Origin of the sequence: Halorubellus sp. JP-L1 (assembly GCF_011440375.1) — an archaeon.
In the GTDB taxonomy this organism is placed as follows: domain Archaea; phylum Halobacteriota; class Halobacteria; order Halobacteriales; family Natrialbaceae; genus Halorubellus.
On record NZ_JAAOIR010000002.1, the window covers coordinates 810824 to 835963 of the forward strand.

General features: G+C 68.5%; 28 protein-coding genes. 16 read left to right on the plus strand and 12 right to left on the minus strand.

The features are described from left to right. Positions 1–33: 33 nt before the first annotated feature. Positions 34–1422, plus strand: coding sequence for an AI-2E family transporter (locus G9C85_RS12610; protein WP_166040453.1), 1389 nt, complete (start codon positions 34–36; stop codon positions 1420–1422). Positions 1423–1490: 68 nt separating this feature from the next. Here the strand turns inward: G9C85_RS12610 and G9C85_RS12615 are convergent, their stop codons facing one another. Then, positions 1491–1694, minus strand: a complete 204-nt coding sequence (locus tag G9C85_RS12615; protein ID WP_166040455.1) for a hypothetical protein — start codon at positions 1692–1694, stop codon at positions 1491–1493. A 95-nt stretch (positions 1695–1789) separates the two neighbouring features. Then, the gene (locus G9C85_RS12620; protein ID WP_166040457.1) at positions 1790–2422 is read right to left on the minus strand and encodes a rubrerythrin family protein; all 633 of its coding nucleotides are present in this window, start codon (positions 2420–2422) and stop codon (positions 1790–1792) included. A gap of 61 nt (positions 2423–2483) precedes the next feature. On the opposite strand from G9C85_RS12620, the gene G9C85_RS12625 reads away from it, so the two are divergent. After that, positions 2484–3647, plus strand: a complete 1164-nt coding sequence (locus G9C85_RS12625; RefSeq protein WP_166040459.1) for an MBL fold metallo-hydrolase — start codon at positions 2484–2486, stop codon at positions 3645–3647. Positions 3648–3759: 112 nt separating this feature from the next. Here G9C85_RS12625 and G9C85_RS12630 read toward each other — a convergent pair whose 3' ends face one another. Both G9C85_RS12630 and G9C85_RS12635 read right to left on the minus strand, forming a co-directional pair. After that, a complete protein-coding gene (locus G9C85_RS12630) occupies positions 3760–3999 on the minus strand; it encodes a hypothetical protein (protein WP_166040461.1) in 240 nt (79 codons plus the stop codon). A gap of 146 nt (positions 4000–4145) precedes the next feature. Continuing rightward, positions 4146–4478 (minus strand): 2Fe-2S iron-sulfur cluster-binding protein, encoded by a 333-nt coding sequence (locus G9C85_RS12635; RefSeq protein WP_166040463.1) that lies wholly within the window; start codon positions 4476–4478, stop codon positions 4146–4148. 110 nt (positions 4479–4588) lie between these two features. Between G9C85_RS12635 and G9C85_RS12640 the strand changes: the two genes are divergently transcribed. Further along, positions 4589–5959: a geranylgeranyl reductase family protein gene (locus G9C85_RS12640; RefSeq protein ID WP_166040465.1), complete on the plus strand. Its 1371-nt coding sequence runs from the start codon at positions 4589–4591 to the stop codon at positions 5957–5959. 141 nt (positions 5960–6100) lie between these two features. On the opposite strand, the gene G9C85_RS12645 is transcribed toward G9C85_RS12640, so the two are convergent. The 4 genes from G9C85_RS12645 to G9C85_RS12660 form a co-directional block, all read right to left on the minus strand. Next, complete coding sequence (locus G9C85_RS12645) at positions 6101–6535, minus strand: hypothetical protein (RefSeq protein ID WP_166040466.1); 435 nt, start codon at positions 6533–6535, stop codon at positions 6101–6103. Positions 6536–6645: 110 nt separating this feature from the next. Then, entirely contained in the window at positions 6646–7074 is a 429-nt protein-coding gene (locus G9C85_RS12650; RefSeq protein WP_166040468.1) for a hypothetical protein, read from the minus strand. Between the two features lie 83 nt (positions 7075–7157). Further along, positions 7158–8435, minus strand: coding sequence for an amidohydrolase (locus G9C85_RS12655; protein ID WP_166040470.1), 1278 nt, complete (start codon positions 8433–8435; stop codon positions 7158–7160). A 161-nt stretch (positions 8436–8596) separates the two neighbouring features. Beyond that, a complete protein-coding gene (locus G9C85_RS12660) occupies positions 8597–8929 on the minus strand; it encodes an uS10/mL48 family ribosomal protein (RefSeq protein ID WP_166040472.1) in 333 nt (110 codons plus the stop codon). A 118-nt stretch (positions 8930–9047) separates the two neighbouring features. Here G9C85_RS12660 and G9C85_RS12665 point away from each other — a divergent pair, with 118 nt between their 5' ends. Together G9C85_RS12665 and G9C85_RS12670 are read left to right on the plus strand one after the other, a co-directional pair. After that, complete coding sequence (locus G9C85_RS12665; protein ID WP_166040474.1) at positions 9048–9485, plus strand: bis(5'-nucleosyl)-tetraphosphatase; 438 nt, start codon at positions 9048–9050, stop codon at positions 9483–9485. A 103-nt stretch (positions 9486–9588) separates the two neighbouring features. Then, a complete protein-coding gene (locus G9C85_RS12670; RefSeq protein WP_166040476.1) occupies positions 9589–10674 on the plus strand; it encodes a DUF5787 family protein in 1086 nt (361 codons plus the stop codon). 28 nt (positions 10675–10702) lie between these two features. Here G9C85_RS12670 and G9C85_RS12675 read toward each other — a convergent pair whose 3' ends face one another. Beyond that, complete coding sequence (locus G9C85_RS12675) at positions 10703–11203, minus strand: DUF5797 family protein (protein ID WP_166040478.1); 501 nt, start codon at positions 11201–11203, stop codon at positions 10703–10705. A gap of 189 nt (positions 11204–11392) precedes the next feature. Here G9C85_RS12675 and G9C85_RS12680 point away from each other — a divergent pair, with 189 nt between their 5' ends. The 8 genes from G9C85_RS12680 to G9C85_RS12715 all read left to right on the plus strand — a co-directional run bounded on the left by G9C85_RS12680 (position 11393) and on the right by G9C85_RS12715 (position 19447). Next, a complete protein-coding gene (locus G9C85_RS12680; RefSeq protein WP_166040480.1) occupies positions 11393–11626 on the plus strand; it encodes a hypothetical protein in 234 nt (77 codons plus the stop codon). A gap of 99 nt (positions 11627–11725) precedes the next feature. After that, positions 11726–12052: a transcription factor S gene (locus tag G9C85_RS12685; RefSeq protein WP_166040481.1), complete on the plus strand. Its 327-nt coding sequence runs from the start codon at positions 11726–11728 to the stop codon at positions 12050–12052. Positions 12053–12176: 124 nt separating this feature from the next. Next, complete coding sequence (locus G9C85_RS12690) at positions 12177–14180, plus strand: AMP-binding protein (protein ID WP_166040484.1); 2004 nt, start codon at positions 12177–12179, stop codon at positions 14178–14180. Positions 14181–14401: 221 nt separating this feature from the next. Beyond that, complete coding sequence (locus tag G9C85_RS12695) at positions 14402–15685, plus strand: ABC transporter substrate-binding protein (RefSeq protein WP_166040486.1); 1284 nt, start codon at positions 14402–14404, stop codon at positions 15683–15685. A 58-nt stretch (positions 15686–15743) separates the two neighbouring features. Beyond that, positions 15744–16685, plus strand: coding sequence for a branched-chain amino acid ABC transporter permease (locus G9C85_RS12700; RefSeq protein ID WP_166040488.1), 942 nt, complete (start codon positions 15744–15746; stop codon positions 16683–16685). Then, positions 16682–17899 (plus strand): branched-chain amino acid ABC transporter permease, encoded by a 1218-nt coding sequence (locus tag G9C85_RS12705; RefSeq protein ID WP_369680811.1) that lies wholly within the window; start codon positions 16682–16684, stop codon positions 17897–17899. Before G9C85_RS12700 ends, G9C85_RS12705 begins: the two co-directional genes overlap by 4 nt. Beyond that, the gene (locus G9C85_RS12710; protein ID WP_166040490.1) at positions 17899–18675 is read left to right on the plus strand and encodes an ABC transporter ATP-binding protein; all 777 of its coding nucleotides are present in this window, start codon (positions 17899–17901) and stop codon (positions 18673–18675) included. The genes G9C85_RS12705 and G9C85_RS12710 overlap by 1 nt, the downstream gene beginning before the upstream one ends. A gap of 37 nt (positions 18676–18712) precedes the next feature. Further along, on the plus strand, positions 18713–19447 hold the full coding sequence (locus G9C85_RS12715; RefSeq protein WP_166040492.1) for an ABC transporter ATP-binding protein: 735 nt from the start codon (positions 18713–18715) through the stop codon (positions 19445–19447). Positions 19448–19528: 81 nt separating this feature from the next. Here G9C85_RS12715 and G9C85_RS12720 read toward each other — a convergent pair whose 3' ends face one another. Then, on the minus strand, positions 19529–20242 hold the full coding sequence (locus G9C85_RS12720; protein ID WP_166040494.1) for a helix-turn-helix domain-containing protein: 714 nt from the start codon (positions 20240–20242) through the stop codon (positions 19529–19531). A gap of 194 nt (positions 20243–20436) precedes the next feature. On the opposite strand from G9C85_RS12720, the gene G9C85_RS12725 reads away from it, so the two are divergent. Continuing rightward, positions 20437–21306 carry an SDR family oxidoreductase gene (locus G9C85_RS12725; protein ID WP_166040495.1) on the plus strand — a complete coding sequence of 290 codons (870 nt, stop codon included), beginning with the start codon at positions 20437–20439 and terminating at the stop codon, positions 21304–21306. 93 nt (positions 21307–21399) lie between these two features. Here G9C85_RS12725 and G9C85_RS12730 read toward each other — a convergent pair whose 3' ends face one another. Together G9C85_RS12730 and G9C85_RS12735 are read right to left on the minus strand one after the other, a co-directional pair. After that, on the minus strand, positions 21400–22542 hold the full coding sequence (locus G9C85_RS12730; protein WP_166040497.1) for a PQQ-binding-like beta-propeller repeat protein: 1143 nt from the start codon (positions 22540–22542) through the stop codon (positions 21400–21402). A gap of 37 nt (positions 22543–22579) precedes the next feature. Beyond that, positions 22580–23305, minus strand: coding sequence for a hypothetical protein (locus G9C85_RS12735; RefSeq protein ID WP_166040499.1), 726 nt, complete (start codon positions 23303–23305; stop codon positions 22580–22582). A gap of 176 nt (positions 23306–23481) precedes the next feature. Here G9C85_RS12735 and G9C85_RS12740 point away from each other — a divergent pair, with 176 nt between their 5' ends. Continuing rightward, positions 23482–24285 carry a hypothetical protein gene (locus tag G9C85_RS12740; protein WP_166040502.1) on the plus strand — a complete coding sequence of 268 codons (804 nt, stop codon included), beginning with the start codon at positions 23482–23484 and terminating at the stop codon, positions 24283–24285. Positions 24286–24288: 3 nt separating this feature from the next. Further along, the gene (locus tag G9C85_RS12745) at positions 24289–25092 is read left to right on the plus strand and encodes a PH domain-containing protein (RefSeq protein WP_166040504.1); all 804 of its coding nucleotides are present in this window, start codon (positions 24289–24291) and stop codon (positions 25090–25092) included. Positions 25093–25140 lie beyond the last annotated feature (48 nt).

Consider the following 25140-nt stretch of genomic DNA (forward strand, 5'->3'; position numbering starts at 1 on the left):
GCGTGCTCGGCTGCCGAGCTCGCGAGGTCGATCATGAACGAAGGTGCGACGAACGAGGACGGGGAGGCCGTGGAATCGGGCGACGAGAGCGGGGTACGCCTCGATCGCGGGCTGGGGGTGCTCGACGTCGATCGGGGCCGGGTCGCGCTCTGGGTGGTCGCGTTCGCGTTCGCGGTCGTGTTCGCGTTCCTCGTGTGGCAGTACGTGGGGACGGTCGTGTTGGGCGTGTTCGCGTACTACGTGTCGCGGCCGGTGTTCTCGCGGTTCGTGCATCCGCGGATCGAGTCGCGGACGGTCGCCGTCGCCGTGACGCTGTTCACGGTCGGACTTCCCGTGCTGGCGCTGGTCGCGTGGACGGTCGTGGTGGCGGTGCGGGCGTTCGCGGACGTCATGGACAGCGAACTCAGCGACCAGCTCACGGCGCTCGTCGAGCCGTACGCGAACCTCGACTCGCTGTTCTCGGACGTCCCAGGGACGATCGCGGCGATCGTCGAGGACCCGATGCGGCTCGCGGACCCCGCGCTCGGTGCGGGCCTCGGTGACGGCCTCGGGATCGTGCTCGCGACGGTCGGCCAGCTGTTCACGGTACTCGTCCACGCGTTCGTCGTCCTCATCGTCACGTTCTACCTGCTACGGGACGACTACCGGGTGGCGGCGTGGGCGCGCGGGACGTTCGTCGAACCGGGCGGCATCCTGGACGCGTACTTCGTCGCGGTCGACCGCGACCTGAAGAACGTGTTCTTCGGGAACATCCTGAACGCACTCCTCACGGGCTTCCTCGCTGTACTGACGTTCGTCGCGCTGAACCTGGTGTCGCCGCCGTCCTCGAGCATCCCGGAACCGCTGCTCCTCGGGTTGATCGTCGGCGTCGCGAGCCTCGTCCCCGTCATCGGAATCAAGCTCGTCACGCTCCCGCTGGCCGCGTACCTCTTCGGCCTCACCGCACTGAGCGGGCCGGAGGACCTCTGGTTCCCCGTCGCCTTCCTCGCCATCTCGTTCGTCGTCGTCGACTACATCCCCGACCAGTTGCTGCGCCCGTACGTGAGCGGCCGTTCGCTCCACGTCGGCGCGGTGATGCTCGCGTACACGCTCGGCCCGTTCCTCTTCGGGTGGTACGGGCTGTTCCTCGGGCCGTTCGTCCTCGTCGTCCTGTTCGAGTTCGCGCGCATCGTCGTCCCGTGGCTGTTCCACCCGGAGCGCGAAGTCCCGGAACTCGGCGAGTCCGACGACGTCGACGGGGGGCTGGTCGACGACTCGCCACGCGCCGCTCCGACGCTCGGAGGCGACGAGTCGCCGGACGCCGACGCGCCGCCACCGACCGCGGACGAGCTGCCGCCGGGGGAACTCGGGGAGCCGACGCGGTCCGACCCGGTGGACGCGCACCGGGGCGTCGGGAGCGACGACGAGGCCGCAAACGACTGATTCGAGCGCTTCGGTTCGAGGCGGCGAACGACTGATTCGGGCGCTTCGGTTCGAGGCCGCGTTCTGCGTCAGCGCTCGACGTCGGCGTAGAGGCGGACGAGGCCGCACTCGGGGCACATGACGGCGTCGACGTCGACGGTCTCGTTCATGCCGAACTTCCCGAGGAGGCCGTCCTTCTTCTCGCCGGTGCGGACGTGCGGGTTCCAGGCGTCGCTCATGCCGAACTCGACGCGTTCGAGGGTGACCGAGCAATCGGGGCAGCGTTCGTCCATGCACGACGCCACTCACGTCAGGGTCTTGAAACGACTGGTTCGGTCGCTGCGGTCGCGGCGCGGTCAGGTTCGAACGTGTGATGGCCCGGCAGGCCTCAGCACGTGGACTTGGGGTTGACGCCGAGTTCGGTGAGCGAGTCCGCGTACTCGTCGTACGCGAGCTGGACGACGTACTCGGCGGTCGCCTGCGCGCGCTCGCGATCCTCGTCCGTCTCGCAGTGCGCGTCGAGGAGTTCGAGGCCGGTATCGAGTTCCTCGGCGGTCTCGGCCTTGAGGTCCCGGAAGAGGTCCGCGCCCGCCCTGTCGGCCTCGTTGACGTAGAACCCGACGACCTGCGTGTGCGCGCGGAGGCTGACGAGCGGTCGCCCGACGAGCCCGCCCGCGATCCTCGCGACGGCGTCCTCGCGCTCGCGGAGGTAGCCGTGGACCGCGCCCGCGTGGTCCGGTTCCGGGCGCGCGCCGAGGCGGTCGCAGACGCGGTCGTAGTGCTCGGCCTCCTGGTCGGCGACGGCGGAGAACGCCTCCCGGACGTCGTCGTCGGTCGCGTCGTCCCGCCAGCCGGCGAACGTCTCCCGCGCGAGGTACTCGCTCTCGGCGACGGCCGCGAGGACGGCGTCCTCGCCGAGGTCGGCGCCCGTCAGCGCGATCAGGTACTTCGAGGACCCCAATCGATCCAGCTCCGACTGCTTCGCGGTCTCCACGGCGTCCCGGAGGGCAGCGGCGTCCATGTCGAAGCGATGCGAGCGCGAGGGCTTGAACTTTATCTCGCCTCGCCACGTACGCCCCGACATGACCTCCCAGGACGTCTCGGACGCGCCGACGGTCGCGCCGCGCGTACTCGCCGACCGGGTGGCGCGCGGCGACGACGTCGCCATCGTCGACCTCCGGAACCGCGACGAGGTCGACGAGTGGCGGATCGACGGCCCTAACGTCACCGTCGAGCAGGTGCCGTACTCGCGGTTCGTGCAGGCGCAGGTGACGGGTGACGTCGCGGACCTCGTCGCGGACGTCCCCGAGCCCTTGGTGGTGGTGTGCGCGGCCGGCGAGGCGAGCGCGGAGGTCGCGAACGCGCTCGCGGAGGCCGGCGTGGACGCCGTCCATCTGGAAGCGGGCATGGAGGGGTGGGCGCGGCTCATCACGTCCGTGGAGACGGAGACGAGCGCGGGGACGATAGTCCAGTACGACCGGCCGTCGAGCGGGTGCCTGAGTTACCTGCTCGTCTCGGGCGACGAGGCGGTCGTGGTCGACCCGCTCCGGGCGTTCACGGACCGGTACGCGCGGGACGCGAGCGACCGGAACGCGGACATCGCGTACGCGATCGATACGCACGTGCACGCCGACCACGTCTCCGGCGTTCGCGACGTCGCGCGCGGCACGGACGCCCAGCCCGTGCTGCCGGAGGGCGCGCGCGAGCGCGGACTGACGTACGGTGCACGACCGCTCGCGGCCGGCGAGACGCTCGCGTTCGGCGACGCGGCCGTGCGCGCGGTCGGACTTCCCGGCCACACCTCGGAGATGACGGGCCTGGAGTTCGGGGACGCGGTCCTCGTCGGCGACTCCGTCTTCGTCGACGGCGTCGCCCGACCGGACCTCGAAGCACAGTTCGACGATGACCCGGAGGCGAGAGCGCTCGACCTCGCGGAACGCCTGCATCGAACGATCACGGAGCAGCTCTGCTCGCTTCCGCCGACGACGCGACTGTTCCCGGGGCACCGGAGTCCGGACGCGCCGCGCGCCGACGACGGCACGTTCTCGACGACCGTCGCCGACGTCCACGACACCCTGGACGCAGTCGGTCGCGACCGGGCGGCGTTCGTCGACGCGGTGCTCTCCGAGTCGCCGCCACCGAAGAACTACCGGCGCATCGTCGACGTGAACCTCGGCCGGGAGTCCATCGACGACGAGACGGCGTTCGAACTGGAACTCGGCCCGAACAACTGCGCAGTGAACTGAGTGGCGACCGATTCGCGCTGCAGACTGAGTGGCGACCGATTCGCGCTGCAGACTGAGTGGCGACCGATTCGTGTCGATACGTCGCCGCACCGGGATGCGTCGGAGACGGACGCTACTGGCGGAGGAACTCGGTGATGGCGCCGACGACGAGGACGCCGGCGAACAGCGACCCGATGAGGAAGAGGGGTTCCAGTTGGACGTAGAAAGCGACGCCAACGAAGACGAGTCCGTTCACTGCGGCGAGCCCCTGGTTCGTGGAGTCCCCGTCGAACGTGGTGAACGGCGTCGCGAGCAGTCCACCGGCGGCGAACGCGAGTACGGAGGCGAACAGCGTGGTGACGATACCGGCCATACGCCACGGAACGACGTCTCGTTATAAAAGCCGTGCGGAGTCGACTCGACCGACGCCTGCGTCCCACCCGGTGCGCGCACGATGGACGTGCGGTTCGCGTTACGGCCGGTCGTCCACACGTCCGGCCGATCGTCGACGCGTTCCGCTCAGTCGTCGGCGGCCGCGGCCTGGTCGCCCATCGCGTCGACGTCGTCCTCGATGCTCGGCGGGTACTCGCCGCGGTCGAGTTTGAGGTCCGAGTTCGGGCGTGCCATGCACGTCAGCGCGTAGTTCTCTCTCTCCTCGTCCGTGAGACCGCGGGCGGCGGGCTGGGTGACGTCGCCCTCGACGATCTCCGCCGAGCACGCCAGGCACATCCCGACCCGGCACGAGTACTCCTGGGCGATGCCCTCCTCGATGCATCGCTTGAGGATCGTCTGCTTGTCCGAGACGGTGATGGACTCGCCCGTCCCCACGAACTCCACGGTGTACTCCGTCATGTCCACGCCTTCCGGGACCCGGAACAAAACTCTTTACTACAATTCTGGCCCCGTCGAGACGACGGATTCGCGTGTAAAGTTTCTTCATAGTGGCGCGATTCTCCGGGCGTATGACCACGCACGAGTACGACGTCGTCGTCGTCGGTGCCGGCACGTCGGGCTGTTACGCCGCGGCGACGCTCGCCCGCGAAGGCCTGTCCGTCGCCGTCGTCGAACGGAAGACCGAGGAGGAGGCGGGCCACATCGCGTGCGGCGACGCGCTGAAGGGCGCGAACGCGTTCCCGGAGGCGATCCCGAAGTCGAAGATCGAGTCGGCGTTCACGAACACGGACGTCGACCACGGTCGCTTCGAGATCCCACAGGAGGACACCGTCCTCGACATTCCGGTCCCGGGCGAACTCGCGGTCATCGACCGCTGGGAGTACGGCCGCCTCATCATCGACGGGGCGAGCGAGGCGGGCGCGGAGTTCCACTACGACACGGTCGTGCAGGACGTCCAGCAGACCGCCGACGGCCAGGTCGCCGGCGTCCGCGGGAAGCGCAAGGGCGACGTCGTCACGTACGACGCGGACGTCGTCATCGACGCCGCGGGCGCGCTCAGCATCCTCCAGGACAAGGCCGACCTGGAGGCCGCGACGTTCGACACGAACGTGACGTACTCGCAGTTCTGTTCGGCGTACCGCGAGATCGTCGAGGTCGACGAACCCGTCGAGTGGTCGGACGCGCTCGTGTTCAAGCCGACGGAGCGCGCGGCGGGCTACCTCTGGTACTTCCCTCGCACCGAGACGGAGATCAACGTCGGACTCGGGTTCCAGATGACCGAGGAGCCGATGAAGCTCGTCGAGGACCTGAAGCGCGACCTGCGAGCGCGACCGGAGTTCCAGGGCGCGACGGTCACGGACAAACTCGGCGCGGCGCTCCCGACGCGGCGGCCGTACGACTCCGCGGTCGCGCCAGGGTTCATCGCGGTCGGCGACGCCGCCGGCCACGTCAATCCGACGACGGGCGGCGGGATCGCCGGCGCGGCGTACGCCGGGAAGTACGCGGCCGAGCAAGCGATGGACGCGATCGCCGCGGGCGACGTGAGCGAGGCGGCGCTCTGGGCGTACAACGAGCGCGTCATGGAGCACTTCGGCGGCCGATACGCGGCCCTGGACGTGTACAACATCCTCTCGACCGCGGTCGACGTCGACGACCTCATGGGCTTGCTCGCGGCACTCCCCGGCGAGAACCTCGCGGAGGCACTGTACGAGGGGTCGACGAGCTTCGGCCTGAAACTCAAACTCAAGGCCGCGATCAAGAGCTTCGGGTACTGGGGCCAGATCTACGACTTCTACAGGACGAAGACCGTCGCGGACGACCTGCTCTCGCACTACGAGCAGTACCCGAGTTCGCCCGACAGCTTCGACGTGTGGCAGAATCGACGCGACGACATCATGGACGACGTGTACGCGACGACGGGCGCGGACCCGAAGTACTGACCGCAGCCCCTTCTCGGAGTGCTTTCGAGACCGACTGTCGATAGCGAGCGGTCGCCTAACGGTGTGCGTCGCGTGCTCGACGGTTTGCGTCGCGTGCTCGACGGTGTGCGTCGAAGATCGAGGTCGCCGGCGTGGACGCGGTCAGCGGAAGCCGGTGCCGATGTCGATGGCGTGGTCGTCGCTCGTGTCCGTGCGGCCGCCGACCGCGATGTCCTCCGAGGTGAGGAGTGCGACGATGGCGACGACGTTGATCCCGGCCATGACGGCGCCCACGAGCGCGACGGAGGTGGCGTCGAGGTTGCTCGCGCACATGACTGCGAAGACGCCGGCGGCACCGAGGTGCACGGGGACGGCGAGCTTTCGAGCGGCGGGACGCATCGAGAACACGCCCGCAGAGATGCCGACGACGAGGAACCCGCCGACGAAGTACGCGACCTGGGCGACGAGCGTCCCAGGTGCGAAGTGGAGGCCGACGAGGAACTCCAGGAGTGCCACCGAGAGGGCGAAGCCGCCGGTGAGGAGCCCGCAGACGGCCGCGACTGCGGTTCCAGTCGCTCGTTCTTTTCGCTTCGACATACTGGAACGAATGCGCCAGCGATGGATAAAATCTTCGGAGTGACTGGCGGAATTATCTGTTGGTCGGGCGTCGATTCCACGGGTGCGGTTGCGCGCCGACGGGTGCCCGTTCAGCGACCGGGACGATAACTCGAGGCGGAGCCCTCCGAGAGGTCGGGACGAGACGTCCCGAACGCGTCGGCGTCGAGGACGAGCACGGCGAGTGCGGCAGCGTTCAGCCCGAGGACGAGCAGCGAACCGATGCTCCCAGCCAGGACGCTCACGGCCTCGACGAGCGAGAACAGGCCGAACAGGACGATCCCGCCGAGGCGCGCCCAGGACTGGACCTTGTAGAGGCCGCCCGCGAGGACGAGCATCCCGAACCCGAGGAGGACCTGGAACGCCGATAGCAGGAGCGCGACGACGGCGACGCCGGGGGTGCTCGCGGCGCCGATGCCGAGCACTCCCGCGCCGAACGCGCCCAGCAGGTTCCATGCCCCACCGATGGCGGCCCATCCTGCAGCGAACGAGACCCCGGCGGGCCGATGCGTCGCGACCATGCCTTGAACATCCAATAGTAACGAACGTAAAGTTACCGACTCGGGGGTCGAAGGAAAGTCGATAGCGGACGGTCGAACCCGTGTCAGGGCCGTTCCGCGGCGACGCGCTCGATGGCGCCGACGAGGACGTCGATGCCGATCGGGAGCGAGTCCTCGTCGACGTCGAACGTCGCGGTGTGGTGCCCGCCGGGATGGTCGGTGCCGACGCCGACGTAGCACGCCAGTCCGCCGCGGTCCTGCACGGCCTGCATGAGGAAGGTCGCATCCTCGCTCCCGCCGAGTTCGTCCCGCTCGACGATCGAGTCGACGCCCTCGGTACCGCCGGCGACGTCGGACACGTAGTCGACGAGCGCCTGGTCGCTCGTCGCGCTCGGCGCTTGCCCACCGAGGGAGACGTCGAACTCGCACTCGTGCATCCGGGCCGCGCCCGCGACGACGTCCTCGACGCGATCGCTCATGTAGTCCTTCAGTTCGGTGGTCTCCCCACGCACTTCGATCTGCGCGCGGACGTCCTCGGCGATGATGTTCGACGCCGTCCCGCCCTCGACGACGCCGGCGTTCACGCGCGTCGCGCCGTCGGAGTGCCGGCTGATCCCGTACATGTTCTGGACCGCCGCGGCCATCGCTTGCATCGCGTTCCGTCCCTCCTCGGGCTTCGCGCCGGCGTGACCGGGCGCTCCCTCGAACCGGACGTCGAGGTGCTCGACGGCGAGGAACCCGTCGATGCCCGCCACGACCTCGCCCGTCGGGTGGTCGAGGCCGAGGTGGACGGCGTAGAGGTAGTCGACGTCCGCGAGGTGCTCGCTCGACGCCATCGCCTTCCCGCCGCCGATGACCTCCTCGGCGGGCTGGAAGAACACCTTCAGCGTCCCCGAGAATTCGGAGTCGCGGATCGCCTCGACGACGCCGAGACCGATGGTGGCGTGACCGTCGTGCCCGCAGGCGTGCATCGCGCCCGTCTCGGACCGGAACCCCTCCTTCGCCGGGACGTGCTCGTCGTCCGTGGACTCCGCGCGCGGCAGGCCGTCGATGTCGACGCGCAACCCGACGGTCGGGCCCGGTCCGCAGTCGACGACGGCGACGCAGCCCGTGTATCCGCCCTCCATCGCGGCGAGCGTCTCCTCGTCCACGCCGGCGTCGCGCGCCCGCTCGAACCACTCGCCGAGCGCCGCGTCCTCCGGGAGTGCGATCCGGTGCTCGCCGTCGAGCGCGTCCCGCCCGACGTACAGTTCGTCCACGCCGATCGCCTCCAGTTCCTCGACGATGCGCGCGGTCGTCCAGAACTCGCGCCACGCCGGTTCGGGCTGTCGATGGAACTCGCGACGCAACGCGACCAGTCGCTCGCGGTCGACTCGTGTCATACCCCACCCCAGGCCCGCCGCGTACTTAATTGACCCAGGCTCGCGCGCGGCTCCTCGGTTCGGAACGCGACGCAGGACGCGACGACGACGCGAGAAGACGGACTTCGTCGCACGGACACCTCGAACTCCACCGCCGCCAGATCGGCTGGACGCCGACGCGACTACAGCGGGCGCTGGCCCTGCGAGCGAACGTTCTCGACCTCGACGCTCACGTGGACGGAGGACGGGAACTCCCAGTCCGCGATCGAGCGCGCGAGGTCGTCGTGCCCGACGAGTTCGACCGTGCGCTCGTAGACGGTGTACTCCCAGTTGCCGAACGCGTCCGCGTCCGCGACGGACTTCTGGAGCGGGACTCGGAGTTCGGTCGGCGGGTGCGAGCGCGGACCCTTCAGCTCTGCGCCCTTCCGCGAGGCGGCGTCGCAGATGTCGTCGACGACCGAATCGAGGACGGTCCGGTCCCCGCTCTCCAGGGTGAGGCGTGTGACGAAGCTCATTCGTGTACTGTCCCACTCGGGCGACTACCTAAAGGACAACGGAACTGTCGCGGCGAGGGAGACCGACGTGGAACGCTCTCCGATATTCTCTTAAATCGGGGTGGTTTACGTACTTGCAATGACAGTCGAAGCTACGAGCGCGGGTGCCATCCTCTTCCGGGACACTCGGGGCCAGCGCGAGTACCTTCTCCTCAAGAGCCGTCCCGGGGACTGGGAGTTCCCGAAGGGCGGCGTTGAGGGCGACGAGGAGTTACAGCAGACCGCCATCCGCGAGGTGAAGGAGGAAGCCGGCATCCACGACTTCCGCCTGCTCGACGGGTTCCGCAAGGACTACGACTACGTCTTCGAGGCCGGCGGGGACACCATCCACAAGACCGTGCACCTGTTCATCGCGAAGTCCTACGAGGCGAGCGCCGAGCTGTCCACGGAGCACCGCGACCTCCAGTGGCGCGACTACGACCAGGCCGTGAACACGGTCACGCAGGACGGGCCGCGCGAGATCCTGGAGGAAGCCCACGAGTACCTGAACGCGCTCGAGGACGAGGACGAGATATAGCGGCGTCGACGCCGACCCGGCGGTTCGGCACGCGGAGCGGCGGCTCCACGCGGGGGTCGCTGGCACCGAAAGGGATTCGGTGGTCGGTCGCGGAGTCGGTGGCGTGACGCTTCCGGGTGCGGACGCGGAGTTCCCGTTCGAACTGGCGGTGTGTCGCTGGGCGGAGCGCGAGTGGCCGCCGGGCCGCGAGCGCGACAGCGCCGTGCTCGTCGCGCGCCAGCTCGGCACGCGCGACCGCCGGTGGGACACCGTCGTCGTCGAGTGCGACCTCGCGGGCCTGACGGCGCGCGGGGCGTTCGGGGAGCGAGCGCTCTCATCGAACGACCTGCACGTCGTGCGGAACGCGCCCGCGGATTGGACGTACTATCGGGACGCACTTCCCGACCCCGGGTATCCGTGGCGGTACGTCCGCGAGGCGATCCACGCGCTGTCGGCGCGTGGCGCGATCGAGCACCGCAAGCGCGGCGGCCGCATCGAGATCCGCCGCATCGGGCCGTACCCGGACTGGGTGCGGCGGATCGTCGCCGTCGAGAACAAGCCCGACCTGGACCGGAAAGCCGCGGACGTGCTCGCGGACCAGGTCGAGACCGACGTCGCGCTCTCGCTCGCGGACGAGGCGTGGGTCGCGACGCGCTCGACGGACGACCGCGTCGAACCGGCGCTCCTGGAGGGATTGCCGGTCGAGGCGGGCATCCTCGCGGTCGACGACGCCGTCGGCACCGAGGCCGAGCGGACGACCGCGGACGTCGTCTGGCACCCGCGGTCGCTGGCCGTGGACGACCCCGGTACCAGGGTTCTCGAGAACCCCGACGCCGCGGACTCCACGGACGGCTTCGACGCGTCCGCGGCGCGCTTCGAGTACGTGGACGTGGACTGGAAGCGAGAGAAGCGAGCGGCGATCGCGGAGCGCGCGTACGAGCGCGGGTGGCGGTCGTACGTCGACGCGATGCGCCCGGACTGCCGGCACTTCGCGCTCGAGGCCGCCGGCGACGGCCTCGTTCCCTTCTGTGAGGCGAAGGACCGCTGCCAGACGAGCGCCCAGTGCCGGGGCGCGTGTGGCGACTTCGAGCCGGAACCGCCGGCGTGGCGCCAGCGCGGGTGGCCGATCGACGGCGGCCCCGGGAAGGGCGCGCGTCGCGTTCTCGAGCGACGTCAGCAGCGGCGTCGGCCGACGCCGGACGACGCCTGAGACGGGAGTCGTCTGAGACGGCTGACCGCTACTCGTCGGAGATGGCGACGTCGAGTTCGTCGCGGTCGACCGCGAGCCGGAACGTCGGGACGGTCGTGTAGACCGCCTCGACGACGCCCTTGCGCTTGAGGGCCTGGAGCGCGGACCGCACGTCGTCCGTCGACGGATCCACGTCGTACGCGTCCCGCAGCGCGTGCAGGACCGCGACCACGCTGTCGCCGTCCTCGTCGGCCGTCGGCAGCACCTCGACGATACGGGCCTGCAGGCGCGGGACGCGCACCGCCGTCGTCGTCCCGTCGTCGCCCGAGACGATCCCCGGTTCCACGTCGACGAGCTCCGCGGCCTCCGGCGTCGCGCAGATCAGGCTGTCGTCGTTCCGGTAGTAGTGCTCGCCCAGTTCGTTCTCGAGGTACTGGTGGACGTCGCTCCCGCTCTCCATCCCCCAGCGCTCCTGCAGTTCCCCGTTCTTCGTCGGCTGGAGTTCCACGATGTCCGCCAGCCGGTCGCGTGCCTCCTCGGAGAGCGTCATCACTCGGGGTTACAGGCGGCCCGTATTTCCCGCTTCTGGACTCCGCCGCCGGAGACGATCCGGGGGCGCTCGTCCGGTTTCGTCGTGCTCGTCCGGTCTCGTCGTGCTTTTCCGGTTTCGTCGTGCTCGCCGACCGGACGGGGGTGGTCGGCGGTACCACTAAGGCCCAACCGTTCGTCACTAACTGGCATGGAGGGGAACCTCGCGTACGACAGCGTCGAGGCCGCGCTCGCGGAGTTCTCGTACCCGCTCGTCCGCGACGACGCCGCCGCGGAACTCGCGGACGTCACCGTCGAGCTCCCGGACGGCGGCGTGGCGAACCTCGGCGTGCTCGTCTCGGAGACGGACAGCGACGCGTTCCACGGCGCCGGCGACCTGCGAGCGGAACTCGACGCCGTCGTCGACCGCGACGGCCCCGGCTGACGTCGCGGCCGGGCGTGGTCGCGTGCCGCGCGAGCACGCTATCGGTCCGGGCGAAGCGGACGACTTAACACGCCGCCCGGCCGTAGCTCCGGGCCAAGGATGGAGTTCTGTGACGAATGCGGTTCGATGATGAAGACCGAGGGCGACCACTGGGTGTGCGGGAGTTGCGGGCACGAGCAGGCCCGTGCGGACGCGAAGACCGAGCAGGCCCAGATGGTGACGACGGAGGGCCAGGAGCACTCGGAGGTCGTGGACGTCACGGAGGCCGAGGAGCGAGGCCTGCCGACGTCGACCGAGCACTGCCCGAAGTGCGACAACGACCGGGCGTACTACTACATGCAGCAGATTCGCGCGGCCGACGAGTCCGAGACGCGGTTCTTCATCTGCACCGAGTGCGAGCACAAGTGGCGCGAGGACGACAACTGAGGGCGCTCGACTAGCTCGCGGTCTGCGGGCGCGTCCGCGTCCGCGTTCGCGTTCGCGACGTCCTCTTCGCGGGCCCGTTCGTTGAGAAACTTCTTTGTCGTGCCTGCGAGAGTTGCGAAACGACATGGAATCCCTCGAGGACGTGTCCGAGGTCGCGTTCGAACCCGACCGGGCGTTCGTGGAGTCGACGAACGTCTACGAGTTCATGCAGACCTACGGCATGGACGACTACGACGAACTGATCGAGCGAACGACGACGGAGCTGGCGGGAGAGCCCGCGAGCGGCGTCGACTGGTTCTGGGACGAGGTCGTCGACTACCTCGACATCGAGTTCTACGAGGACTACGATAGCGTCCGGGACGACTCGGATGGCCCGCAGTTCACGGACTGGTATCCCGGCGGCGAGTTGAATCTCGCGCACAACGTCGTCGATCGGTGGGCGGCGCCCGACAGCGAGCGCCGGAACAAGGTCGCGACGATCTGGGAGGGCGAGGACGGCGAGGTCCGCGAGGTGACCTATCACGAACTCCACCGGCAGTCGAACATGGTCGCGAACTACCTGGAGTCCGTCGGCGTCGGGACCGGCGACACCGTCGGGCTGTACATGCCGATGGTGCCGGAGGTGACGAGCATCCTCTACGGCTGCTTCAAGGTCGGCGTGATCGCGGTCCCGATCTTCTCCGGGTTCGGCGTGGACGCGACCGCGACCCGGATCGCGGACTCGGAGTGCTCGGTGCTGTTCACTGGCGACGGCTTCTATCGCCGCGGCGGCGAGGTGACGCTGAAGGACGCCGCCGACGAAGCGATCGAGGAGGCCGGACACGTGGAGCACACGGTCGTCTACGAGCGCCTGGGGCTCGTCGACAGCGACGACGAGTCCATCGCGTGGACGAGCCGCGACGAGACGTGGGCGGACGCCGTCGAGACGCGCGACGACGCGTACGACTCGAAGTCCCTCGACAGCGACCAGGAGTCGATGCTCCTGTACTCGTCGGGCACCACCGGGAAGCCCAAGGGCATCGTGCACACGCACGCAGGGGTCCAGGTGCAGTGCGCGAAGGAACTGTACTTCGGGTTCGACGTCAAGCCCAGCGACCGGTTCTTCTGGGTGAGCGACATCGGGTGGATGATGGGGCCGTGGACGCTCATCGGGAATCACTCGTTCGGCGGGACGATCTTCATGTACGAGGGCGCGCCCGACCACCCCGAGCCCGACCGGTTCTGGGAGATGATCGACCGGCACGGCCTGACGCAGTTCGGGATCTCGCCGACCGCGATCCGCGCGCTCCGCAAGCACGGCGACGAGTGGCTCGAGGGGCACGACCTCTCCTCGCTCCGCATTCTCGGGTCGACGGGCGAGCCGTGGGACCCCGAGAGCTGGCAGTGGTTCCTCGACGAGGTCGGCGGTGGCGAGGCCCCGATCATCAACATCTCCGGTGGGACGGAGATCTGTGGCTGCTTCCTGATGCCGATGCCAATCAACGACCTGAAGCCCTGTACGCTCGGCGGGCCCGGGCTCGGGATGGACATCGACGTCGTGGATCAGAACGGCGAGTCCATCAGGGACTCGAACGAGCGCGGGTTCCTCGTCGCCCGGGACTCCTGCCCGAGCATGACCAAGAGCCTGTGGAGCGGCGACGAGCGCTACCTCGACGAGTACTGGAGCAGCTGGGAGGACCTCTGGGATCACGGCGACTGGGCGCAGATGGACGCGGACGGCTTCTGGTTCCTCCACGGGCGCGCGGACGACGCCCTGAACGTGGCGGGTCGGAAGGTCGGCCCCGCGGAGGTCGAGGGTGCGCTCATGGAGCACGACGCCGTGAATCAGGCCGCGGCCGTCGGCGCGCCCGACGACACCACCGGGACCGCGGTCGTCACGTACGTCGTCCTCGAGGACGGGTTCGAGGAGTCCGACGACCTCCGCGACGAACTCCGCGCCGTCGTCGGCGAGGAACTCGGGAAGCCCTTCCGGCCGCGGGAGGTCCTGTTCGTCGACGAGTTCCCGAAGACCCAGAGCGGGAAGATCATCCGTCGCGCCATCGAGGGCGTCTACACTGGCGAGGAACTCGGCGACATGAGCAGCATAGAGAACCCCGAGGCGCTCGAGGAAGTGGAGAACGCTCGCTGAGCGCGCTGGCGCTCGTTCTCGCGCTTCGCCCCGCCGTCGCGGATTCGCGGACCGTGACGGGCGCGGGTTGACGTGTAAACACGCGGTTATTCCGCCGTCTGTCTCCATCCCATAGACGTGACAGTGGGTACCATTGGCACATGCCGGTGGTCCGCCACTGCGTGCAATCGACAATGACGAGACACAACACGGACTCCGACGGTGGAATCGATCGACGTTCGATGCTGGGGATGGTAGGCGGGACCGCGGTCGCCGCGGCGCTCGCCGGCTGCAGCACGATCCTCGGCGACGACGACGGCGCTGTCGCCGACGGCGACGCCGACGTCCCGGACGAACCGATCCAGGCCGGGTTACAGACGTACACCGAGGGTGCGGCGTCGGTCCTCGGCCTCCAGGCCCAGTACGGCGCCGAGATCGCCATCCAGCGCATCAACGACGCCGGCGGTATCGCCGGACGGGAGATGGAACTGGACGTGGCGCACGAGGCGGACGCCGCCGTCGAGAACTACACGCAGTTCGTCGACGAGGGCAAGGACGTGACGTTCGGCCCGATCTCCAGCGGCGGGCACGCGGCGCTCGCCCCCGAGGTCGAGTCCCAGGGCGTCGTCAACGTCGGCACGGACGGCACGGTGACGACGCTGTACGAGGACACGGTCCCGGACCCAACGTACTCGTTCCGCTTCCAGAACTACGACGTGATGGAGTGCGTGACCGCCGCCCGCGAGGCCGTCTCGCGGCTCGGTGCGGACAACATCGACTCCATTGCGGGCATCAACCCGAACTACGCGTTCGGGCAGGACGAGTGGAAGTTCTTCAAGCTCGCCATCGAGAAGCTCGTCGGCGACGTCGAGGTCACTCACGAGGGGTTCCCGGACCTCCTCGCGGACGACATGTCCACGCACATCACGCAGGTGAACGACACCGAGCCGGACGTCACGTTCTCCAGTTGCTGGGGCGGCGACGTCACGACGCTCATGAACCAGGCCGCGGCGAACGACATGTTCGACAACACCCAACTCGTCGGGAGCGTCCTCTACAGCGCCGTCGACGAACTCGGGCAGGACGTCGTCGAGCAGGCCGAGGCGTTCTCGGGCAGCCGCAACTGGTACTGGGACTTCCCGAACGGGTCGCGCTGGAGTCCGAACGAAGACCTGTTCCAGGAGGCCCAGGACCAGTACGACGTCGTCCCGACCGCGCACTTCATGAGCGGGTACGGCGCGGTGACGGCGTGGGCGACCGCGACCGAGAAGGCCGTCCAGCTCACGGGCGGCTGGCCGTCCCAGGAGCAGATCGCGCGGTCGCTCGAGGACCACGGGTTCCACACGCCCGCGGGCTACCACGTGATGGGGTCGGACCACCAGGGCAAGTCCAACGCGTACTCCGGCCGGATGGAGTGGGACGACGACCTCGGACGGGCCGTCCTCGAGGACGTGAACGTCTTCACGCCCCAGGAGGTCGCACCCCCGATCGGCACGGACGCCGAAGCGTGGGTCAACAGCTGGTGACGACACACGCACTCATGGCCTCGATGCATCCGAAACCGACCCGAAGTCGCGAGGGACGATGGTCGTCGACGTAGCGAACTTCGCGACGCACACGCTCAACGGCATCCAGTACGGGTTCATCCTGTTCCTCATAGCCTCGGGACTCACGATCATCCTGGGCATCCTGGACGTCCTCAACCTCGCGCACGGGGAGCTGTACGCCGTCGGGGCGTACGTCGCGTTCTCCGTGTACGGGTACGCCACCGGGCTGGTCGCGGCACCCGAGGGCGTCGTGGGGCTCGCCGTCTTCCTCGTGGTCGCGTTGCTCGCCGCTGCGGTCGCGGCCGCGGTCCTGATACCGCTCGGCGTACTCCTCGAAGCGCTGTTCCTCAGACCGCTCTACGGGCGAGACGAGGTGTACCAGCTCGTGCTCACGTTCGGACTCCTCCTGATACTCAAGGACGTCAACAAGTTCATCTGGGGGCCGCTGCCCGTCCGCGCTGGGGACGTCTACAGCGGCATCAACGCCATCCCGGCCGCCGAGTTCGTCGGCCTGAACTTCCCGACGTTCAAGCTCGTCATCATCGCCGTCGGGGCGCTCGTCGTCGTCGGGCTGTTCTACTTCTTCAACCGGACGAAGATGGGTCGCATCATCAGGGCGACCGCGATCGACCGCGAGATGGCGACCGCGATCGGCGTGAGCACCGACCGGACGTTCACGCTCGTGTTCGCGATGGGCGCGTTCTTCGCCGGATTCGCCGGCGCGATGGCGCTCCCCCAGAGCCAGGCGAACCTCGAGATGGGCGCGAACCCGCTCGTGTTGTCGTTCGTCGTCATCGTCATCGGCGGCCTCGGGAGTCTCCGAGGTGCGTTCGTCGGCGCGATGCTCGTCGGCGTCCTCAGCCGGTGGGCGGTCTGGCAGTATCCGCCGGCGGAGATCGCCGCGCCGTTCGCGATCATGGCGCTCATCCTGCTCGTGAAACCGAACGGCCTGTTCGGGACGTGGGGTGAGACGGCGTGACCGACCACCCGTCCACCGCCGACGACCCGCGGCCGCTCGAGGCGTGGGGGCGCAGCAGCTACTTGCCGTCCACGACCACGCACGACGGCGAGCGGTACGTGCGCGTCACCCGCGGGATGGTGCTGACGCCGCTCCGCGTCGTCGGCTGGCTCGCGCTGCTCGTGCTGTTCGTCGCCGTCCCGGACATCGCGTCGCTCTCGTCGAGTATCCAACTCCGCGTGCTCCACCAGGGCGTCCTGTTCGGGCTCGCCGCCGTCGGCCTGAACGTCCTGCTCCGGCACACGAAGCTCGTTTCGTTCGGGCACGCGGCGTTCTTCGGGACGGGCGCGTACACTGCGGGCGTGCTCGCGACGCACTTCGACGTGACGAGCATGATCCTGTTGCTCGCCGCGGCGACGCTCATCGGGACGCTGATGGCGGGCGTCATCGGGTTCCTCTCGCTTCGCCACACCGGCCTGTACTTCTCGCTGCTGACGCTCGCGTTCGGCCAGCTCCTGTACGCGATCGCGCAAGGACAGAGCTACGTCGGCGGGAGCGACGGCATCTCCGTCAGGCCCGGCGACGCGAACCAGGCGACGCTGCTCGGTGCGGACCTCGCGCCGGACGTGTACGCCGTCGTCGTCTACTACCTGACGGTGCTCGTCGTCGTCGTCGCGCTGTTCGTGATGTGGCGGATCGTGAACTCGCCGTTCGGGAACGCGCTCGACGCCATCGGGCAAGACCGAACGCGCGCCCAGTTCATCGGTATTCCCGTGCGGCGGTACGTCCTGGCGGCGTTCGTGCTCTCGGGCGTCTACGGCGCTCTCGCCGGTGGCATGTACGGACTCGTCCAGCAGCACGTCCGCCCGGAGTCGACGCTGTACTTCCTCCGGTCGGGAGAGATCCTGTTCATGGCGATCCTCGGCGGGTTCGGGACCCTGATCGGGCCGCTCGTCGGCGGGATCGTGCTCGTGTTCCTGCAGGACGTCGGCCAGGACTTCACGAACTACTTCGACGCGCTCACCGGCCTCGTGCTGGTCCTGCTCGTGTTCGGGTTCCCACGGGGCATCGTCGGCTCGCTCCAGTCCGGGAGTCCGCTCCGCGACCGCGCCGGGGCGCTCGTCGACGACCCGTCGGTCGCCGGCGACTGGGTCCAGGACGGCGCCGACGCGCTCGTCGCCGCGCTCTCGCGCGCGAAACGCAACCTCGTCGTACTCGTGTTCGGGGTGCGATAATGCTGGAAGCACGCAACCTCCGTAAGGCGTTCGGCCAGCTCGTCGCGACCGACGACGTCGACGTCGAGTTCGGTCGCGAGGACGGCGAGATGGTGTTCATCGTCGGCCCGAACGGCGCCGGCAAGACCACGCTCGTCAACCTCCTCACGGGACTGCTGGAGCCCGACGAGGGGAGCGTCGTCCTCCATCGGACGGACGACGACGGCGAGGAGACGTCCGTGGACATCACGGACATGGCGCCCGAGGAGCGCGTGAAGGCCGGCGTCGTCCGGAGCTTCCAGGTCGTCCACGTGTTCGAGGAGATGACCGTCAGGGAGAACCTGCGGACGGCGGTGCTCTCCGAGCAGGGGCTGCTCGGGAGCGCGTTCAGCTTCAGCGACGAACACGAGGGCGTCGAGGCGATAGTCGAAGACCTCCTCGAGCGCTTCCGGCTCGACGACCAGCAGCACGTCGTCGCGGACACGCTCCCGCACGGCGACCGGAAACTGCTCGACGTCGCGATGTCGTTCGGACTCGACCCGGACGTCCTCCTGCTCGACGAGCCGACCTCGGGCGTGTCCGCACAGGAGACCGACTACGTCATGGAGACCATCGTGAACGTGAGCAAAGCCGAGGACGTGACGACAGTCGCCATCGAGCACGACATGGACATCGTCAGCGAGCACGCCGACCGCGTCATCGCGCTCCACCAGGGCGCCGTGCTCGGCGAGGGCGACGCGTCGATACTCGAGACGGACGACGAACTGCGCCGCGTCCTCCTGGGGGTCGAAGCATGACCGCCGACGCCTCCCGCATCAGCAGGGAGGTGGCAGCATGAGCGACGAACCGCTCCTCAGCGTCCGGGGACTCGACGCCGCCGTCGCCGGCTTCCAGGTGACCGACGACGTCGACCTCGACGTCGAGTCCGGGCAGGCGATCGGGCTCGTCGGCCGGAACGGCGCCGGGAAGACGACGACGTTCCGGGGCATCATGGGCCTCACCGAGGTCCGCGGCGGCTCGGTCCGGTTCAAGGGCGAGGAGCTCACCGCGCTCCGACCCGAGGTCGTTCCGCGCCGCGGCATCGGCTACCAGCCAGAGGACCGCAAGCTGTTCACGGGGATGACCATAGAGGAGAACTTCCGACTCCCGATCTGGACGTCGGGCGACGCTCGCGGGGTGACCGACGAGGACGCCGTCGTCGAGAGCGTGTTCGACCTGCTGGACGAACTCGACGACCGCCGGGACGAACTCGTCGAGAACCTCAGCGGCGGTCAGGCGAAGATGGTCGCGATCGGTCGCGCGCTCTGCCTCCAGCCCGACCTCCTCATCCTCGACGAGCCCCTGGAGGGGCTCGCGCCCATCATCGTCGAACGCCTCAAGGGCTACATCGAGGACATCAACGATCAGGGCATCGCGGTCCTGATCGCCGAATCGAACGTCACGCACGTCCCGGAGGTCGTCGACGAGCTCTACGTGATCGAACGCGGCGAGATCGTCGACAGCGGCGACCCGACGGAGATCGTCCAGCAGGAGGAGATACAGCGACTGATGCAGGGCAGCGGCCAGTAAGCGACTGAGGAAGGACAGCGGCCAGTAAGCGACCGATGAAGGGAAGCGGCCAATCGCGCCTGGAGTCGCGCGCCGCTGGTCCTACTCGTCTTCGACGTCGATCTCCTCGATCGCGTCCATCACGCGCCCGAGGAGCTTCCGTTCGCCCCGGCGCAGGTTCTTCGAGACCGCCATCTTCGACACCCCGAACGTCTCCGCGAGCGTCGACAGCGTCGCGTCGCGGGGCGTCTCGAAGTAGCCGTCGGCGACGGCGGCCCGCAGCGTCTCCCGCTCGGTCGTCGAGAGCTCGCGGCAGCCGTCGAGCAGCGACGTGGCTGGGTCGACGTTCCGCATCAGGTCGTAGTAGTCCTCGAGCGCCATCGACTCCCGGGACTCCACGGTGAAGTCGTTGTTGCGTTCGAGCGCACTCAGCGCGCCGTTGGCGACGCCCTCGCGGTCGAAGCCGACGTTCCAGATCTCGCTCCCTGCTACGATCTCGAAGGGTCCCGTGATGTAGCCGCCGCGGTCGCGGATGACCTCCATCGCGTTCGTCTGGCCGATGCGCGAGCGGATGAGTGCGATGTCGCCGTCGCGCCGAAGCAGGTCGTACCCGCGCATGTTCGGGTGGTCGCGGAGCGTGCCGAGGCCGTTGTCGACCGCGCCCCGGTCGTCGCCGTCGACGACGATCCGCGTCTCCAGTTCCTCGCGCTCGTGGTCGAAGTCCCACTGGCGAGTGTAGAAAGACACGTCGTTCTCGACTGTCGTGTCGATGTACGGACAGTCGTACTGGACCATGTCCATCTGGAGTGATATCATCTAACAATCGATGACCTCCCGCCCGCTTATTCCTTTTGATTACCTGGCTGCGGCCGCCGGCCGCGCGACTCCCGCTCGCCGACGTCGAACGTCAGTGCGATGAGCGGTCGACATCGACTGCCATCGTGACGGATCGCGGGTGGTATACATGTCAACCTCTCGTTTTTCACCGCTGTCTGGACCACCACTAGTGGATGACAGAGAGCCCATCTCACGACCGGTTGACGGTCGACGAGATCACCGACGACGACGTGCTGTTCGTCGACGACGAGCACTTCTCGCGCGAGAACGTCTGCATCGTCACTGGCGCCGGCTCCGGCATCGGACGGGCGACTGCGCTCGCCGTCGCCGCGAACGGCCTCACCGTCCTCGCGACCGACGTCGACGAGGACGGACTCGCCGAGACGACCGCCGAAGCCGAGGCCCTCGACGTCGACGGACGTATCGAGACGACGGTCGCCGATCTCACCAGGGACGCCGACCTCGACCGGATCGTCGAGGACGCCGCCGCCAGCGGGACCGTCCGGTACCTCGCGAACGTCGCCGGCCTCCAGCACATCGACGCCATCGAGGACTTCCCGATGGAGAAGTACGACCAGATGCACGACGTCATGCTCCGGGCGCCCATCGCGCTCTCGAAACGCACCATCCCGCACGTCCGGGGGACCGACGACGGCGTCGGCGCCGTCGGCAACATGGCGTCCGTCCACGGCCACTACGTCACCGCCGACAAGGTCGGGTACAACGTCTCGAAGTTCGGTCTCCGCGGCCTCACGCAGTCCATCGCGGCCGAGGGCGGGGCGGGCCTCCGGTCGTTCTCCATCAGCACCGGGTACGTGAAGACCCCGCTCGTCACCGACCAGATACCCGATACCGCCGACCAGCGCGGCATCTCCGTCGACGAGGTCATCGAGGACGTCATGCTCGGGCAGTCCCGCGTGAAGGAGATGATGGAGCCCGTCGACGTCGCGAACCTCTTCGTCTTCGGGTTCTCGACGCACGGCGACCACCTCAACGGCGGAGACCTCCTGTTCGACGGCGGCATGACGCTCACCTACGAGTAGCATCGAGGACCGCGACGCGCTCGAGAAGTGGAGAACGCACGAGAGGACAGGATCGAGAACGTCCCGAGACGTGCGGCGAGTGCGCCGGATCGATCAGTTCGACTCCAGTGCCTTCACTTCGCCGTCGTGCACGACGTAGAGCGTTCCGTTCGCGTACGCGGGCGAACCCACCCATCCGTCACCGAGATCCTTCTGCCATCGCTCGCTCCCGTCGTCGAGCGAGAGCGCGACGACTGCGCCGTCGGCGGTCGCCAGGTAGACCGTGTCCCGGACCACGATCGGCGTCCGGAAGGCGCCCGACGTCGTCGCCGTCCATCGCTCGCTCCCGTCTTCGCGGTCGATCGCGTACAGTTCCCCTCCGTGGGTGCCGGCGAGGACGAGGTCGCCCGCGATAGCGTGACGCGTGTGATCGAGGGTGTCGAGGTCGAACGTCCAGCTGGCGTCGCCGCTCGACAGGTCCGTGGCGACCAGTTGTTCGTATGACGCGGAGAAGTGATAGACCGTCTCGTCGACGTAACTGGGCTCGAGTATCGTCGTCTCGTGAAGGAGGTTCTTGCTGCCGGAGCTCGGGTCCAGTTCGAACAGTTTGCTCTTTCGGTCGGCGAAGTAGACGGTGTCGCCGATGGCGGACACTGCACCGCCCGTGTCGAGCGTCCACTTCTCTTCGCCCGATTCCAGGTCCCACGCGTACAGTTCCCTGTGGGGCGATACGTAGACGGTGCCGTCGACGACGAGAGGTGCGTGATGGATCTCCGCCACCTCGTGCGCCCAGAGACGGTCACCGGTCTCGGCGTCGAACGCGTAGACGGCCCCCTCCGTGCTCGAACCGGAGGTCGTCTGCACGACGGTATCGCCGACGACCGTCGGCTGTTGCCCGCCGCCGTTCTCGAACGTCTCCGATTCGCTCACGCGCCACTTCGGCTCCCCACTGGCCGCGTCGAGCGCCGCGAACCCGTCACCGGCGGTGAACACCTTGCCGTCGATGGCTGTGAGGGAATCTCCGTCCGCCTCCTGCGTCCACGCGACCGTCGGTTCAGCTTCGAGGGCCGTCCCCCAGGCGTGTCCCGTGCGCTGGGTGTTCCCCCTGTCCGTCGCCCACGACGAGCCCGCACCGACCGCCGTCGCTTCCAGATCGCCACTCCCACTCCCGGTCAATGAACTGCAGCCGGCGAGGCCGGCGATGCCAGCGAGTGTTCCAGCCTGCAGGAGCCGCCGTCGAGAAACATTCTCGTTCACGTTCGTGTGAACTAACGACTAACTCATATGTATTCTTCTATCCGAGGTCGACGTCGCGGACCCCGAGCACGCGCTCCTCGGGCGCCTCGCGGTCGGGTGCGAGGACGGCGGCGTCGGCGACGGTGTCGTCGTCGGGGAAGACGAGACTGCCGCCGACGAGGAGCGGGGCGAGGACGCCGCCAGCGAACGCGCGCGGGTCGCTGAGCGGCGCACGGACCGCGACCTCGGTCTCGTCGGTAAGCGAGAACTGGTCGGCGACGTCGCGTGCAGCGTCGAGGAGTTCGCCGTGCGTGACGGCGTCGGCGCCAGTGACGAGCGCGACGTTGACGGCCGCACGCGAGTCGGCTTCGGGCGGCATCGTGGGGTTCTCGCTCCAGACGTCGCCCTCGAAGTGATAGACGCCGGGGTCGGCGTGGTCGCCGCCGTACGCGACTCGCTGGGTGCCGGCGTCGAGGTCGTAGTCGTCGACGTCGTCGACGTGACTCACGACGGCGCGCGCGTCCACGCTCCGTGGTGCGCCGACGTACGACTTCGCGCCGAGGAGCGCGGCGCCCAGCACCGAGAGGACGGGTTCGGCGCGTGCGTCCACGCCGACGCCGACCGTCGAACGGGCACGGACGCCCCTCGCGTGCAGGAAGTTCGCGGTCTTCCACGTCGTCGTGCAGAGCCGATGGTAGTCGAAGAACTGGTCCTCGGCCGGTGCGCGCAGCGCGTCCGCGTCCGACCGCCGGTCGCGAGCGACGAGGTCCACGAGGGTCTCCATACCCTCGCGTTCTCGACCACTCCCAAAAGACGCGACGGTCTCGACCCGCTCCCGATAGCGACCGCGCGTACGAACCGCACGACTGGCCAGTACTCGACGCGAATCCGCAGCCAGTCGGTCTGGAGGAGTGCCGCAATCGTTATGCAGGTGGTGTCAGAACGTAGCGGTGTTACGCGATGGCAACAGGATACGTCGCAGGGGTGGTTCGGGGGTTGTTCGACGCCGTCTTCCAGCCGCACCGGTTCGTGCGGTCCCGTACCGACGAGTACGCCGGCGGGTGGCTGTGGACGGCGCTGGAACTGAACCGGCTCGCAGTCGTCTACGTCGTCAACCTCGCACTGTACGCGATCCCGCTGACGCTCGCCGGCATCGGCGTGCAGAGCACGGCGGCGTCCCCGGAGTGGTTCGCCGCAGTCGTCGGCGGGTTCAGCGACCCGGAGACGGCGTGGCAGTTCCTCTCCGCGCTCGTCCAGAACTCCGCGTTCCTCACCGTCGCAGCGGTCCTCACGCTCGTCAACTACCACGTCGCGGTCCTCCTCACGCTGAACTCGGATGGCATCCTCCAGACCGCGCACACCATCACGTACTCGACGAGCGCGTACCTCGCCGGGATGTTCAGTCTCGTCTGGTACCTCTCGCAGGCCGAGACGACCTCGGTCGCCGCGGAGTTCGTCGTCGCCCTGCAAGCGCAGTTCGTCTACCTCCTCATCGACCTCCTCGGGTCGGATCTCGCCCTCCCGTCCGGGCGTCCCGACCCCGTGAACATCGCCGCGATCTCCAACGAAGGCCAGCTCGTCATCGCCGGCCTCGTCGTCTGCGTCCTCTACTACCTCTACTCGATGTACCTCGGCGCGCGCATCAACCACGGCGCGTCCCGATTCACGGGGCTGCTCGTCCTCGCAGCGGTCGGCGCGGCACCGGCCCTGTACATCGTCGGCACCATCCTCGCGTACGAACTCGGCGTCCCCATCGTCGGCTAACCCATGACAGAAGACACTCACACCAAGTTCCTGACGGACCGAGACGAAGACACCTTCGGCGGCGAGGACGTCGCCGTCGGCACGCCCGCGACGACGCTCGTCCTCGGGTACCTCGCGGTGACGGTACTCGTCGGCGGGTTCGTCGGCACGTACCTCTACTCGAACCCCGAGCTCTTCGGCGAGCAGGGGTACGCGCGACTCGCGGGCCTGGTCGTCCTCGCGCTCACCGTCGTCGGCCTCGTCCGCCTCGCGATCAAGTACGTCGTCCTGCACCGCACGCAGTACGTCGTGACGTCGGACAGCGTCCGCCGCCAGTACCGGCTCGCGTACCGCGAGCAATCCAGGGAACTCCCGCTGCACATGATCCGCGGCGTCGAGCTGTCACGGAGTCGCACGCAGGCGTTGCTCGGGTACGGGACCATCTCGTTCCTCGCCGTCGGCTCCAATCGCGGCATCGGCTACGTCGAGTTCGACAACGCCGCCGAACCCGAACGCCTCCAGTCCGCCGTCCTCGAACTCCTGGAGAAGCAACGGGCGGACGCTCAGGGCGACGGCGCGAACGCGGCGGGCGGACGCCGCCAGGCCGCCAGTGCGAACGCAGCCACCGCGGACAGTGCCTCGACGTCCGCTGACGGCACGGAGAGCGCGCCCGCCAGCACGGTCACCGACGCCGACTCGGCCCCGAACGACAGCGGTGACGCGTTCGAGGACGACCCGCTCTCGGACGCCGGCGACGACGCCCGCCGGCCAGTCTCCGGGAACGACGACTCGCGCCAGTCCGCCGAACCCGACGCTCGCGACGACTGAGAACGAAGCGGATTAAAGGCTCGACCGGACCGGCGGCCAGACGACTGC

What these genes read in the sequence shown, in the direction of transcription:
- G9C85_RS12645 (WP_166040466.1), bottom strand. Translation starts at nt 6,535, where the DNA reads ATGTCGAAGCGAAAAGAACGAGCGACTGGAACCGCAGTCGCGGCCGTC.
- G9C85_RS12655 (WP_166040470.1), bottom strand. Translation starts at nt 8,435, where the DNA reads ATGACACGAGTCGACCGCGAGCGACTGGTCGCGTTGCGTCGCGAGTTC.
- G9C85_RS12740 (WP_166040502.1), top strand. Translation starts at nt 23,482, where the DNA reads ATGGCAACAGGATACGTCGCAGGGGTGGTTCGGGGGTTGTTCGACGCC.
- G9C85_RS12735 (WP_166040499.1), bottom strand. Translation starts at nt 23,305, where the DNA reads ATGGAGACCCTCGTGGACCTCGTCGCTCGCGACCGGCGGTCGGACGCG.
- G9C85_RS12640 (WP_166040465.1), top strand. Translation starts at nt 4,589, where the DNA reads ATGACCACGCACGAGTACGACGTCGTCGTCGTCGGTGCCGGCACGTCG.
- G9C85_RS12715 (WP_166040492.1), top strand. Translation starts at nt 18,713, where the DNA reads ATGAGCGACGAACCGCTCCTCAGCGTCCGGGGACTCGACGCCGCCGTC.
- G9C85_RS12695 (WP_166040486.1), top strand. Translation starts at nt 14,402, where the DNA reads ATGCTGGGGATGGTAGGCGGGACCGCGGTCGCCGCGGCGCTCGCCGGC.
- G9C85_RS12620 (WP_166040457.1), bottom strand. Translation starts at nt 2,422, where the DNA reads ATGGACGCCGCTGCCCTCCGGGACGCCGTGGAGACCGCGAAGCAGTCG.
- G9C85_RS12725 (WP_166040495.1), top strand. Translation starts at nt 20,437, where the DNA reads ATGACAGAGAGCCCATCTCACGACCGGTTGACGGTCGACGAGATCACC.
- G9C85_RS12650 (WP_166040468.1), bottom strand. Translation starts at nt 7,074, where the DNA reads ATGGTCGCGACGCATCGGCCCGCCGGGGTCTCGTTCGCTGCAGGATGG.
- G9C85_RS12710 (WP_166040490.1), top strand. Translation starts at nt 17,899, where the DNA reads ATGCTGGAAGCACGCAACCTCCGTAAGGCGTTCGGCCAGCTCGTCGCG.
- G9C85_RS12635 (WP_166040463.1), bottom strand. Translation starts at nt 4,478, where the DNA reads ATGACGGAGTACACCGTGGAGTTCGTGGGGACGGGCGAGTCCATCACC.
- G9C85_RS12625 (WP_166040459.1), top strand. Translation starts at nt 2,484, where the DNA reads ATGACCTCCCAGGACGTCTCGGACGCGCCGACGGTCGCGCCGCGCGTA.
- G9C85_RS12615 (WP_166040455.1), bottom strand. Translation starts at nt 1,694, where the DNA reads ATGGACGAACGCTGCCCCGATTGCTCGGTCACCCTCGAACGCGTCGAG.
- G9C85_RS12660 (WP_166040472.1), bottom strand. Translation starts at nt 8,929, where the DNA reads ATGAGCTTCGTCACACGCCTCACCCTGGAGAGCGGGGACCGGACCGTC.
- G9C85_RS12665 (WP_166040474.1), top strand. Translation starts at nt 9,048, where the DNA reads ATGACAGTCGAAGCTACGAGCGCGGGTGCCATCCTCTTCCGGGACACT.
- G9C85_RS12610 (WP_166040453.1), top strand. Translation starts at nt 34, where the DNA reads ATGAACGAAGGTGCGACGAACGAGGACGGGGAGGCCGTGGAATCGGGC.
- G9C85_RS12745 (WP_166040504.1), top strand. Translation starts at nt 24,289, where the DNA reads ATGACAGAAGACACTCACACCAAGTTCCTGACGGACCGAGACGAAGAC.
- G9C85_RS12690 (WP_166040484.1), top strand. Translation starts at nt 12,177, where the DNA reads ATGGAATCCCTCGAGGACGTGTCCGAGGTCGCGTTCGAACCCGACCGG.
- G9C85_RS12685 (WP_166040481.1), top strand. Translation starts at nt 11,726, where the DNA reads ATGGAGTTCTGTGACGAATGCGGTTCGATGATGAAGACCGAGGGCGAC.
- G9C85_RS12680 (WP_166040480.1), top strand. Translation starts at nt 11,393, where the DNA reads ATGGAGGGGAACCTCGCGTACGACAGCGTCGAGGCCGCGCTCGCGGAG.
- G9C85_RS12675 (WP_166040478.1), bottom strand. Translation starts at nt 11,203, where the DNA reads ATGACGCTCTCCGAGGAGGCACGCGACCGGCTGGCGGACATCGTGGAA.
- G9C85_RS12720 (WP_166040494.1), bottom strand. Translation starts at nt 20,242, where the DNA reads ATGATATCACTCCAGATGGACATGGTCCAGTACGACTGTCCGTACATC.
- G9C85_RS12700 (WP_166040488.1), top strand. Translation starts at nt 15,744, where the DNA reads ATGGTCGTCGACGTAGCGAACTTCGCGACGCACACGCTCAACGGCATC.
- G9C85_RS12630 (WP_166040461.1), bottom strand. Translation starts at nt 3,999, where the DNA reads ATGGCCGGTATCGTCACCACGCTGTTCGCCTCCGTACTCGCGTTCGCC.